This window comes from Paracoccus ferrooxidans, from assembly GCF_029909815.1.
Lineage (GTDB): Bacteria > Pseudomonadota > Alphaproteobacteria > Rhodobacterales > Rhodobacteraceae > Paracoccus > Paracoccus versutus.
This window is the reverse complement of record NZ_CP038202.1, coordinates 98,258-110,350: the sequence shown is the minus strand read 5'-3', so window position 1 is coordinate 110,350 and position 12,093 is coordinate 98,258. Positions and strand designations below refer to the sequence as shown.

General features: G+C 70.4%; 11 protein-coding genes. 5 read left to right on the top strand and 6 right to left on the bottom strand.

The window, feature by feature from the left end:
• Nucleotides 1–141: 141 nt before the first annotated feature.
• The 4 genes from E3U26_RS17575 to E3U26_RS17560 all read left to right on the top strand — a co-directional run bounded on the left by E3U26_RS17575 (nt 142) and on the right by E3U26_RS17560 (nt 3,277).
• Nucleotides 142–915, top strand: coding sequence for an FCD domain-containing protein (locus tag E3U26_RS17575; protein WP_499107019.1), 774 nt, complete (start codon nt 142–144; stop codon nt 913–915).
• 63 nt (nt 916–978) lie between these two features.
• Complete coding sequence (locus E3U26_RS17570; RefSeq protein ID WP_036759899.1) at nt 979–1,257, top strand: hypothetical protein; 279 nt, start codon at nt 979–981, stop codon at nt 1,255–1,257.
• Nucleotides 1,258–1,388: 131 nt separating this feature from the next.
• Nucleotides 1,389–2,765 (top strand): GntP family permease, encoded by a 1,377-nt coding sequence (locus E3U26_RS17565; RefSeq protein WP_036759901.1) that lies wholly within the window; start codon nt 1,389–1,391, stop codon nt 2,763–2,765.
• Nucleotides 2,766–2,791: 26 nt separating this feature from the next.
• Nucleotides 2,792–3,277 carry a gluconokinase gene (locus E3U26_RS17560; RefSeq protein ID WP_036759907.1) on the top strand — a complete coding sequence of 162 codons (486 nt, stop codon included), beginning with the start codon at nt 2,792–2,794 and terminating at the stop codon, nt 3,275–3,277.
• Between the two features lie 184 nt (nt 3,278–3,461).
• Here the strand turns inward: E3U26_RS17560 and E3U26_RS17555 are convergent, their stop codons facing one another.
• The 5 genes from E3U26_RS17555 to E3U26_RS17535 all read right to left on the bottom strand — a co-directional run bounded on the left by E3U26_RS17555 (nt 3,462) and on the right by E3U26_RS17535 (nt 10,695).
• On the bottom strand, nt 3,462–4,895 hold the full coding sequence (locus tag E3U26_RS17555) for a cryptochrome/photolyase family protein (RefSeq protein ID WP_499107018.1): 1,434 nt from the start codon (nt 4,893–4,895) through the stop codon (nt 3,462–3,464).
• Nucleotides 4,896–4,993: 98 nt separating this feature from the next.
• The gene (gene ilvD, locus E3U26_RS17550) at nt 4,994–6,832 is read right to left on the bottom strand and encodes a dihydroxy-acid dehydratase (RefSeq protein WP_036759905.1); all 1,839 of its coding nucleotides are present in this window, start codon (nt 6,830–6,832) and stop codon (nt 4,994–4,996) included.
• A 402-nt stretch (nt 6,833–7,234) separates the two neighbouring features.
• Nucleotides 7,235–7,411, bottom strand: a complete 177-nt coding sequence (locus E3U26_RS17545; protein ID WP_166435372.1) for a hypothetical protein — start codon at nt 7,409–7,411, stop codon at nt 7,235–7,237.
• A 136-nt stretch (nt 7,412–7,547) separates the two neighbouring features.
• On the bottom strand, nt 7,548–9,488 hold the full coding sequence (locus E3U26_RS17540) for an ABC transporter permease (protein WP_499106266.1): 1,941 nt from the start codon (nt 9,486–9,488) through the stop codon (nt 7,548–7,550).
• 1 nt (nt 9,489) lies between these two features.
• On the bottom strand, nt 9,490–10,695 hold the full coding sequence (locus tag E3U26_RS17535) for an efflux RND transporter periplasmic adaptor subunit (protein WP_499106265.1): 1,206 nt from the start codon (nt 10,693–10,695) through the stop codon (nt 9,490–9,492).
• Nucleotides 10,696–11,091: 396 nt separating this feature from the next.
• Between E3U26_RS17535 and E3U26_RS17530 the strand changes: the two genes are divergently transcribed.
• Entirely contained in the window at nt 11,092–11,544 is a 453-nt protein-coding gene (locus E3U26_RS17530) for a DUF1801 domain-containing protein (RefSeq protein ID WP_499107016.1), read from the top strand.
• 171 nt (nt 11,545–11,715) lie between these two features.
• On the opposite strand, the gene E3U26_RS17525 is transcribed toward E3U26_RS17530, so the two are convergent.
• Nucleotides 11,716–12,033: a hypothetical protein gene (locus E3U26_RS17525; protein WP_499107015.1), complete on the bottom strand. Its 318-nt coding sequence runs from the start codon at nt 12,031–12,033 to the stop codon at nt 11,716–11,718.
• Nucleotides 12,034–12,093 lie beyond the last annotated feature (60 nt).

Sequence of the window (12,093 nt, the reverse complement as noted above, 5' to 3'; positions counted from 1 at the left end):
TTCTTTCTTGGTAAAATAATTTTACCGCTTGGGTCAAGTGGGAAATCCATTGCGCCCGACCCGGCGCTGCGGCTAATCTGCAGGACCGGATGTCGCCGCCTAACCCACTGAATTTCCGGCGGTTGCCCAGAGGAGTCGGAGATGGCCAGCGAAGTGAACAAGGGCGCCCCCGCTGCGGAGACCACCGCGCGCCATATCGAGGATCTGATTCTCGAAGGCTCGCTGCGCCCCGGCGATCCGCTGCTGGCCGAGCGCGAGATGGCGCTGCGGCTGAACGTGTCGCGCCCGACGCTGCGCCAGGGCATCCGCATGCTGGAGGACAAGGGCCTGATCGTCGCCGATTCGGGCGGCGGGCGGCGGGTGGCGCCGCTGGCCACCTCGATCACCGATCCGCTGGTCGAGCTGATGGCCTCGCGTCCCGAGGTGGTGGACGACTACCTGGAGCTGCGCGCCACGCTGGAGGGCATGGCGGCCAGCCTGGCGGCCACGCGGGCCAACGACGTGGACCGCGCGACCCTGACCCGCTGCATGGAGCGCATCCACCAGGCCCATGCCGAGGCCGATTTCCGCGAGGAGGCCGAGGCGGACGTGGACCTGCATGTCGCCGTCTACGAGGCCAGCCACAACATCGTGCTGCTGCAGATCATGCGGGCGCTGTCGGGGATGCTGCGCAAGGGCGTGTTCCACAACCGCGAAAAGCTGTATGCCCGGCCCGAGGTGCGCGACGTGCTGCGCGCCCAGCACCGCGCCATCTATGACGCGATCATGGCCCGCGACGCGCCGGCGGCGGCGCGGGCGGCGCAGGACCACATGATCTATACCAAGCGCGTGCGCGCCGAGATCATCGCCGCCGAGGCGCGGCTGGAAATCTCGCTGCGGCGGATCGAGGGCGGCAGCCTGACCTCGCGGAACTGAACGGCTTTGCCGGTTCCGGCATCTGTGCCATCATGATTCCCGGAAAACTCAGGGAAATCGCGCATGGACAGGATGGACAGGCTGGCCGCACGGATCGACGGCCTCGAAGGCCGGGTGATCGCGCATCGCCGCACCTTTCAGAAGCTGCTGGAGCTTTCGCCCGAGAGCGTGCAGGCCGAGATGCTGCAATGGCTGGAGGATCGCGAGGTGATGCTGGACGGCCAGGAAGACCCCGGCGTCGTGTCCGGCCCCGAGGCGGCGCTGGAGCTGGCGCTGTCGGACGAAATGCGGCTGCTGCACGATCTTGCCACCGCGGCGCGGCACCGGCGCGAAACGTCTTAACTTTTCACCCGGCATCTGTTATCGCTAACGGCCACGAAAACCGACGGATGCCTGGCCGCCCCCCGAATCTGCGGGGGGGCAGGACCAGGCCCTAGCCGTCCCACGACCCTTTCGCTGGAGGAGCCCCTTTCATGAATCCTGTCGAGCCCGTTCACAGCACGGTCGTGCTGTTGCTGATCGCCCTGGCGGCGGTTCTAGTGCTGCTGGTCCTGATCATGCGGTTCCGGCTGCATGCCTTTGTCTCGCTGGTCCTGGTCAGCCTGATGACCGCGATGGTCGCGGGCGTTCCCATGGCCGATGTCATCGCGGTGCTGATGCAGGGCTTCGGCTCGACCCTGGCCACGGTGGCGCTGCTGGTGGGTTTCGGCGCCATGATCGGGCGCCTGCTGGAGATCACCGGCGGTGCGCAGGTGCTGGCGGACCGGCTGATAGGCCAGTTCGGCGCCGAGCGCGCGCCCTTTGCGCTGGGCGTGGCCTCGCTGCTGTTCGGCTTTCCGATCTTCTTCGACGCCGGGCTGGTGGTGATGCTGCCGATCATCTTCAGCGTGGCTTACCGCTTTGGCGGCTCGGTGCTGCTTTACGCGCTGCCGGCGGCCGGGGCCTTTGCGGCCATGCATGCGCTGCTGCCGCCGCATCCGGGGCCGGTGGCGGCGGGCGACCTGCTGGGCGCGGACATCGGGCTTTTGGTGGTGGTCGGGCTGGTCGTGGCGCTGCCGACCTGGTTCTTCGGCAGCTACCTGTTCGGGCTTTGGGCCGGGCGGCGCTTCGTGCTGCCGATCCCCGAGATCCTGGGCGCGGTCGAGGCCGAGGGCCATGACCGCATCCCGCCCAGCTTCGGCACGGTGATGCTGGTGCTGCTGCTGCCGCTGGCGCTGATCTTCCTGAACACCGGGCTGGGCACGCTGGCGACCATGGGCGTCGTCGATGCCGGCGCGGGCTGGGTTACGGTGCTGCGGCTGATCGGCCAGACGCCCATCGCGCTGCTGATCACCGTGCTGGTGGCCATGGCGCTGCTGGGCCGCGGCCGCAGCGCGACCGAGATCGAGCGCATCATGGACGGCGCGCTGGCGCCGATCTGCGCCATCATCCTGGTCACGGGCGCCGGCGGCATGTTCGGCGGCGTGCTGCGCGCCAGCGGCATCGGCGAGGCGCTGGCTTCCAGCCTGGATGCGGTGGGCATGCCGCTGATCGTGGCGGCCTTCGTCATCTCGATGGCGCTGCGGGTGGCGCAGGGCTCGGCCACGGTGGCCCTGACCACCACCGCCGGGCTGATCGCGCCGACGGTGGCGGCGACCACCGGGCTGAGCGAGTTCGACCGCTGCTTCCTGGTGGTGGCCATCGCCGGCGGCGCGACCGTGCTGAGCCATTTCAACGATTCCGGCTTCTGGCTGGTCGGGCGGTTCCTCGACATGGACGAAAAGACCACGCTGAAGACCTGGACGGTGATGGAGACGCTGCTGGGCACCATCGCCTTCGGCTTCGCCCTGATCGGCTGGTGGCTGCTGTGAGCGGCGCGGTGCAGCATATCGTGGTCATGGGCGTCTCGGGCTGCGGCAAGAGCACCACGGGCGAGGCGCTGGCCGCGCATCTGGGCTGGCCCTTCGTCGAGGGCGACAGCTTCCACCCCGAGGCTAATGTGGCCAAGATGCGCGCGGGCATCCCGCTGGACGACGACGACCGCGCGCCCTGGCTGCGGGCGCTGGCCGCCGAGATCGGCCGCAACGAGGCGCTGGGGCAGTCCTCGGTCATCGGCTGTTCCTCGTTGAAGCGGGCCTATCGCGACATCCTGCGCGAGGGCGCGCCGCGGGTGCGCTTTCTGCACGTGCATGGCTCGCGCGCGCTTCTGGAAAGCCGGCTGTCGCATCGCGAGGGGCATTTCTTCCCGGCCAAGCTGCTGGATTCGCAGCTGGCCACGCTGGAGCCGCTGGCGGCGGACGAGGACGGCGTGGTGGTCGACATGGCCCTGTCGGTCGAGGACCAGGTCCGGCAGGCGCTGCGCCAAATGGGGCTGGAGGGCTAGCAGGCTGCTGAAAAAGTCCTTGCGACAGGACAGCGCGGGCGGGAACCGGGAAATCCGCCTCAAACTTGCCGAAAACACCCCATTTCGGGCCGATATCAACTGGATCCGGACGATTTCCGCGGCGCCGCCCTGTCAGGGCCCTTTTTCAGCAGCCTGCCAGGGCCGCGCCGGGCTGGCGCGGTGGTCAGCGGTCATCGACTGGGGCCTGGCGGAAGGCGGCATGGGCCGCCAGCGCGCGGGCCCGGCCCTGGGCCAGCCTCTCGGGCGTGGCGCGGTCCTGCCAGGTGCGGGGCACGTCCCAGCCGGGCGGCAGGCTGTCGAAATAAGCCCGCGCCTTTTCGCCCTCGGCGCCCTGCCAGCCCAGCAGCCAGCGCCGGCGATAGCGGCCCTGCGGGTCGAATTGCGCGGCCTGCCGTTCGGGGTTGAAGATGCGGAAGAAGGGCGCCGCATCCGGGCCGCAGCCCGCCACCCATTGCCAGTTCATCGCATTCGCGGCCGGATCCCAGTCGGTCAGGCTGTCGGCGAAATGCGCCAGCCCCAGCCGCCAGTCGGTCAGCAGGTGCTTGGTCAGCCAGCTGGCCGCCACCATGCGCACCCGGTTGTGCATCCGCCCGGTCACGCGCATCTCGCGCAGCCCGGCATCGACCAGCGCGATGCCGGTTTCGGCCCGGCGCCAACGGGTCAGCGCGGCGCTGTCGCCGCGCCAGAGGAAATCCGCCCATTCCGGCCGCCAGGGCTGGCGTGCCAGCCGGGGAAACTCGATCAGCAGGTGCCAGGCGAATTCGCGCCAGATCAGCTCGGTCAGGAAGGCCGCGATGCCGGGGCTGGCGGCGGGATCGGCCTTGGCGCGGGCCGAGGCGATGGCCCAGAGGTCGCGCGGGCCGATCTCGCCCATGGCCAGATGCTCGGACAGGCCCGAGGTCGCCTGCAGGTCGGGGCGGTCGCGCTGCGCGGCGTAACCCGCGGCGCGGTCCAGGAAATCGCCAAGCCGGGCCTGCGCCGCGGCCTCGCCCGCGGGCAGGGCGTGGCGCTCCAGCACCGCGCGGCCGCGATGCAGGTCCGGGGCCAGGTCCAGCCGGTCGAGCGCCAGCCCCCGCGGCGGGTCGGCCAGCGGTGAAAGGCTCGCCGCTTCGCCGCCGGGCCGGTCGGGGCCGATGGCGCGCAGGGCGCGGGCGAAGGGGGTAAAGACGCGATAGGCGCCGCCCGAGCCGGTGCGCAGGGCGCGGGGATGCACAAGCAGATGGCCCGGATGCAGCACCAGCCGCACGGGCGTGCCGGCCAGCGCCCGGCCCAGCCGCTGCTGCGCGGCGATGGTCGCGGGTTCGGGCCAGTCGTTCCTGTGCAGCGACCCCGCGCCGATGCGGGTGGCCAGGGCGGGCAGGATGTCCCAGGGCTCGCCTTCCAGCACCAGCACGGTCGCGCCGTGGCGGCGGCGCAGTTCGGCATCGAAGGCCAGCAGGGCGCGCTGCAGCCGCCAGCGGCTGGCCGCGCCCTGCGTCCGCAAGGCGCCGTCGATCAGGAAGACCGGCAGCACCGGCCCCGCGCCCGCGGCGGCGGCCAGGGCGGCATTGTCCCGGAAACGGAAGTCGCGGCAAAGCCACAGGATGCTGGGCGGCATGGGCGGGGTCCGGCTGGATGCTCGCCGGCCAGTCATCAGGGTTTCGCAGGCCGGCGCAAGCCCCGCCGCCTTGCGGCAGGACCGGGGGCTTGGCGGGTCTATTCCGGCAGGATGCGCACCGCGCCCTTGTCGGCCGAGGCTGCGAATTGCGCATAGACCCTGAGCGCGGCCGAGACCTGGCGCTGGCGCGGCTGCGCCGGTTTCCAGCCCCTGGCGTCCTGTTCGGCGCGGCGGGCGGCCAGCTCGTCCTCGGGCACGGCCAGGCGGATCGAGCGGTTGGGGATGTCGATCTCGATCCGGTCGCCGTCGCGGACCAGGCCGATGGTGCCGCCGGCCGCCGCCTCGGGGCTGACATGGCCGATGGAAAGCCCCGAGGTGCCGCCCGAGAAGCGGCCGTCGGTGATCAGCGCGCAGGCCTTGCCCAGCCCTTTCGATTTCAGGTAGCTGGTCGGATACAGCATTTCCTGCATGCCCGGCCCGCCCTTGGGGCCTTCGTAGCGGATGACGACCACGTCGCCGGCCTCGACCTTGCCGGTCAGGATGCCGGAGACGGCGGCGTCCTGGCTTTCATAGACCTTGGCCCGGCCGGAAAACACCAGGATGGATTCGTCCACGCCGGCGGTCTTCACGATGCAGCCGTCCAGCGCGATATTGCCCTTGAGCACCGCCAGCCCGCCGTCCTTGGAGAACGGCGCCTTGGCCGAGCGGATCACGCCCTTTTCGCGGTCGAGGTCCAGGTCCGGCCAGAGCGTCGCCTGGCTGAAGGCCACCTGCGTCGGCACGCCGCCCGGCGCGGCCAGGAACAGTTCGCGCGCCTGCGGGTCGTTGCTGCGGGCGATGTCCCATTGGTCGATGGCGGCGCCGATGGTGGGGGCGTGGACGGTCGGGCAGTCGCGGTCGATCAGCCCGGCGCGGTCGAGTTCCCCAAGGATCGCCATGATGCCGCCGGCGCGATGCACGTCCTCCATATGCACGTTGGCGGTGTTCGGCGCGACCTTGCACAGGCACGGCACCTTGCGCGACAGCGCGTCGATGTCGTCCATGGTGAAATCCACCCCGCCTTCCTGGGCGATGGCCAGCAGGTGCAGCACGGTATTGGTCGAGCCGCCCATGGCGATGTCGAGCGACATGGCGTTCAGGAACGCGGCCTTGCTGGCGATGGCGCGGGGCAGGACGCTGGCGTCGTCCTGTTCGTAATGGCGGCGCGTCACCTCGACGATGCGGCGGCCGGCCTCCAGGAACAGGGTCTTGCGCAAGGCATGCGTGGCCAGGGTCGAGCCGTTGCCGGGCAGCGACAGGCCGAGCGCCTCGCTGAGGCAGTTCATGGAATTGGCGGTGAACATGCCCGAGCAGGAGCCGCAGGTCGGGCAGGCGGCTTCCTCGATGGCGGCCAGGTCGGCGTCCGAGACCTTGTCGTCGGCGGCGGCGACCATGGCGTCCACCAGGTCCAGCGAGACCTTGCGCCCGTCGCCCAGCGTGACCTTGCCCGCCTCCATCGGCCCGCCCGAGACGAAGATCGCCGGGATGTTCAGCCGCATCGCCGCCATCAGCATGCCGGGGGTGATCTTGTCGCAGTTCGAGATGCAGACCATGGCGTCGGCGCAATGGGCGTTGACCATGTATTCCACCGAATCGGCGATGAGTTCGCGCGAGGGCAGGGAATAAAGCATGCCGTCATGGCCCATGGCGATGCCGTCGTCGACCGCGATGGTGTTGAATTCCTTGGCGATGCCGCCGGCCGCCTCGACCTCGCGGGCGACCATCTGGCCCAGGTCCTTCAGATGCACATGGCCCGGCACGAACTGGGTGAAGCTGTTCACGATGGCGATGATCGGCTTGCCGAAATCGCTGTTCTTCACCCCGGTCGCGCGCCAGAGGCCGCGGGCCCCCGCCATGTTGCGGCCGTGGGTGGTGGTGCGGGAACGATATGCGGGCATGGCTGGGTTCTCTGTCGTCTGATTGTCCGTGCTGAGCGGCCAGTATCACGAAGGAATTGGCGAGGTTATCCCTTATCACGCTTTGCGCCGGGCGATACCCCCGATTTCGCGGGGCGACCCGGGGCATCAGCCGCCCGGCCAGCCGGCCCATGGGCAGAAGCGCCCCGACATGGCGCGGCGGCGGGACGGTGGCCGGGGCCGAGGGGGCTGCGCATCGCCGCAACCAGCCCCGCGCGGGTCCGCCTTGCCGGAATCGTCGCCGTCATCGCCTGCCTTCGCTGCGCCCCGTCCTGGGGCGGTTCCGGCCGGGTTCCGGCATGAAGCCGCCATCGGGCGGAAGGCGCATCTTTCCTCAGGCGCCTGGGATGGCGCGCAGCCGGTGCCGCCGCAGGGCGGGCCGCGTCATTCCAGCCACAGGTCGCGCAGGAGCGATTGCGCCAGATGATCCACCGAGCCGCCGTCGAGCCGCACGCATCGCTCGTGGCCCGCATAGGACACCCGGATGGTGTCGCCCGTGACCTCGTATTCGCCGGAGACGAGCGCCCCTTTGCGCCCGGTAAGAGTGACTGTGCCTTTCATTGTCCCTGTTCCTTTCCTCCTTCCATACCAGCAGTTTGGGCGCGGAAGCCGAGTCTGGGAAGTTCGCCTTTGGGACAGGTGCCGCGACTGTGTGCCTGCTGCAACAGTCGCGGCAAAGGCGCAAAACGGGGGAATCTCACCCTTTTTCGAGTGCTGTTACGGGTTCGAGCTTTGCGGCGTTGACGGCTGGGAGGTAGCCGAAGATCAGGCCGATGCCGCAGGCGCTGGCCAGGGCGGCGAGCATGGAGAGGGGCGAATAGACCAGGGTGAAATTGCTGCTCAGCCGCTCGAAGGCCAGGCCGAAGCCAAGCGCCGCCAGGATGCCCGCCGCGCCGCCGATGACGCAGACCAGAACCGCCTCGATCAGGAATTGCGCGCGGATGTCGCCGCGCCGCGCGCCCACCGCCATGCGCAGCCCGATCTCGCCGATGCGCTCGGTCACGGAAACCAGCATGATGTTCATCACCCCGATGCCCCCCACCAGCAGCGAGATCACCGCGATGGCCGCGACCAGCAGCGTCAGCGTCTGCGTGGTCGAGGTGATGGTCTGGCGGATCTGGTCGTTGTTGACGATGAAGAAATCCTTGCTGCCATGGCGCCGGACCAGCAGGTCCGAGACCATCTGCTCGGCCAGGGCCATGTCCACCTCGTCGGCGACGCGCAGCGTCAGCCCGCTGACGCTGGTCGAGCCCAGGTAGCGCGCCTGCACCGTGGTATAGGGCGCATAGACCGTCAGGCTGGTGGAGCCGCCGGGGCCGCGGTTCTGCGCCTCGGCCACGCCGATCACCCGCAAGGGCACCTTGCCGGCCATGAAGACCTGCCCCAGCGCCGCGCCCTCGCCGAACAGGCTCTGGCGGGTGCTCTCGTCGATGACGACGTTCTGGCCCATCTCCGCCACGTCGCTTGCGTCGAAGCCGCGGCCCTGGGTCAGCGCGACGCCGGCCACGTCGAAATACTGCTCGCCCACGCCGCTGATCTGGGCGCTGGCCTCGGTCGCGCCGTGGCGCAGGGTCTGCGCGCTGCTGACCGTCGGGCTGACCGAGGCGACATGGGGCTGGCGCGCCAGCGCCGCGCCGTCGGCCGTGACCAGCGTCGTCACCCGCCCCGAGCGCATGTCGCCGAAATCCCGGCCGGGATAGATCTGCAGCGTGTTCGTGCCCAGCCCGGCGATATTCTGCAGCACGCGCTGGCGCGAGCCCTCGCCAAGCGCCACCACCGACACGACCGAGGCGATGCCGATGATGATGCCCAGCATGGTCAGGAAGCTGCGCAGCTTGTGGGCGCGCATGGCCAGCACCGCCATGCGCAGCGCCTCGGCCAGCCGGCCCAGCACCGGGGCGGCGGCGCGGGCGGGCGGCAAGGCGGCCAGCCGCGCGGGCTCGGCGGGCGCATCGCTGCGGCGGTCGGCGATGATGCGGCCGTCGGCGATCTCGACCACGCGGCGGGCGCGGGCGGCGACCTTGGGGTCGTGGGTGACGATGATGACGGTGCGGCCCTCGGCGTTCAGCCGTTCCAGGATGCCCAGCACCTCGTCGCCGCTGCGGCTGTCGAGCGCGCCCGTCGGCTCGTCGGCCAGGATCACGCGGGCGTCGTTGACCAGCGCGCGGGCGATCGAGACCCGCTGCTGCTGGCCGCCCGAAAGCTGGCCCGGCCGGTGGCCCAGCCGGTCGCCCAGGCCCAGCCGGTCCAGCAGGTCGCGGGCGCGGGCGCGGCGCGCCTCGCGCGGCAGGCCGCGATAGATCGCCGGCACCTCGACATTCCCCAGCGCCGTCATCTCGGAAAGCAGGTGGTAGCGCTGGAAGATGAAGCCGAAGGTTTCGCGGCGCAGCGCCGCCAGCTCGCCCGGATCGCGCTGCGCCACCTCGCGCCCGTCCAGGAGGTAGCTGCCCGAGCTGGGCCGGTCGAGGCAGCCCAGGATGTTCATCAGCGTCGACTTGCCCGAGCCCGAGGCGCCCATGACGGCGACGAATTCGCCCTGGGCGATGTCGAGGTCGATGTCCTTGAGCACGCGCAGCACCCCCTCGCCCGAGGGGTATTCGCGCGTGATGCCGCGCAGCCGGATCAGCGGGGATCCCATCTCAGCCACCCAGCGGGCCCATCATGCGCCGGCTGCTGCGGGGGGCCGCGCCCGCCGCCGGGGCGCCGCCCTGTTCGCCGGTCACCACCTGCTCGCCCTCGTCGAGGCCCGAGACCACCTCGGCCACCACCTTGTCGTTGAGCCCGATCACCACGTCGCGGGTCTGGATGCCGCCGCCCGCGGCCAGCACCCGGACCTGGTGGCTGCCGTCGGGGTTGCGCCGGCCAAGCGCGCTCGACGGGATGGTCAGCACGTCCTGCGCCGCGCCCAGGACGATGCTGACCTGCGCCGTCATGTAGCTGCGCAGGTGCCCGTCGGGGTTTTCGACCGGGACGATGCCGGTGTAATAGATGGCGCCGCTGCTGCTGTCGGTGCTGGCGCCGCCCTGGATGGCGCTGTCGTTGACGATGCTTTGCGGCGCCGGGGCGATGGAGGCCAGCACGCCGCGATAGCTGCGGCCGCTGTCGTCGAGCAGGGTGAAGCGCACCTGCTGGCCGGGCCGGACCTTGCCGATGTCGGCTTCCGAGATCTCGGCATGCACCTCCATGCGGTCCAGCTGCCCCAGCACGACGATGGTGGGCGAGGACTGCACCGCGTTCACCGTCTGCCCGGCCTGGCTGACGATGGCCAGCACCGTGCCGGCAGTGGGCGCGGTGATGCGGGTATAGTCAAGGTCGGTCCGGGCGATCTCGATCGCGACCTCGGCCTGGGCGATCTGCGCCTGGAGCGCGGTGATCTGGGCGCGGGCCACCGCGACGTCCTGCTGGGCGCTGTCGATGGTGCTGCGCGCGGCCGCGGCCGAGCGGATCAGGTTTTCCGACCGCTCCAGCGTCTTTTCCGCCAGCGCCAGCACCGCCTGCCGCTCGGCCATCTGCGCGCTGAGATTGGCCAGCGCCGCCTGGGCGGTGCGCAATTCGTTCGCCTGCTGGACCGAGTCGATCCGGGCGATCAGGTCGCCCTGTTCCACCCGCTGGCCCAGCCGGACCGCCAGTTCGGTGATCCGCCCCGAGACCTGCGCCCCCACCGCCACCAGGCGCGAGGGCTTCAGCCGCCCCTCCGCCAGAACCGCCATCTCGATGTCGCCGCGCGCGACCGGCGCGCTCATGTAGCCGGGGGTCGCGGACTTGCCCTCGGTAAGCCCGGCCACGCCGGCCAGAACGGCGACCAGCGCCACGGCGGTCAGGGCAAGGGCTAAGGGCTGGCGCATCGGGGCACTCCGTAACATTCGGCCGGACCCGGCCGGGCGACAAGGTATCACACGGGCGCGGCTTCGCCCCCGTTTCGCGACGCTTTTAGCGTGGTTCCCGCCGCGACGCGACCATGGTTTTGCCATCCGGGCCGGGTTGTAAATGCGGCCGATTGTACCCTGCCCGTTAGGAAATGACCTTGTATTTCAGTAAGGAAGCGGTCCGGCAGGCCGGGCCTGCCTCGCGCCGGCGCCGGGCAGGGGTTGCCGCTCTTGTGATCCCGGTCGCGGGGGCTTTCCCTGCGGCCGGTTTGCTGCAACGCTGGACCGGCATCGGCCGGAGCGCGCCCGGCCCGCCGGCAAGGCGGCGGCCGCGACAGGGGGCGGCCCGGCCGGAACCCGATAGCGGAGGCGAAGATGACCAGCAGAAAGACCCCGAGCGCCGAGGGAACGAAGGGGCAGGGCGCGGCGGGCCCGGTGCTGTTGTCGGGCGGCAATCCCCAGATCGCCAAGGGTTATGGCGACGGCCCGGTCCAGGCCTATATCGCCGCCATGCCGGAATGGAAAAGCGACCTCGGCCGGCGGATGGACGACATCATCACGCGCGTCGTCCCCGGCGTGCGCAAGGCGGTCAAATGGAACTCGCCCTTCTACGGGATGGAGGACGACCTCTGGTTCCTCAGCCTTCATTGCTTCACGAAATACGTGAAGGTCACGTTCTTTCGCGGCGCCGCGCTGGAGCCGCCGCCGCCGGGCAAGTCCAAATATCCCGAGGTGCGTTATCTCGACATCCGCGAAGGCGGGTTCGACGAGGCGCAGTTCGCCCGCTGGGTCAAGCAGGCCAGTCGGTTGCCGGGCGAGAAGCTGTGACGGGGCCGCATGGCCGCGCCGGGCTTTTCGGTGCGCGGCGGGCTTTGCCTGGGAAAGGCGCCGGGAAAGACGCTGGGGCGGGGGGCGAACCCCCCCCGCGGTCGCGGTGGCGGCCTCTGTGGTTATGGCGTGGCAGGCGGGCGGCTGCCGCGACAACCCGCGGCTGCGGGCCTAGTCCACGATGCGGTCCACCTGGTGGATGATCGACAGCACCTGGGCGCTTTCCGGGTCGTAGCGGATCAGCTTGCCGTCCACGATGCCGTAGCGGCTGCCCGAGGGCGCCTCGCTCATCCCGTAAAGGCCGGGGCGCGTCACCTGGTGCAGGCGCGCGCTGTCCAGCCGGTCCCCGACCCGCAGCATGGCGGATTGGCCGAAGGTGGCCTGGGCGTTGGCCTTGGCCGCCTGGCCCACCCCTTGCGCAAGGGTGGCCGGCGCGAGGAGGCCAATCAGGGCCGCGGCGAGAATCAGGCTCTGGCGATTGCGTAACATGGCTTCCAGCCTGGCACGAAAATCCTTTATCAAAGGTTAAACGCCGCAAGCCCCCGATCG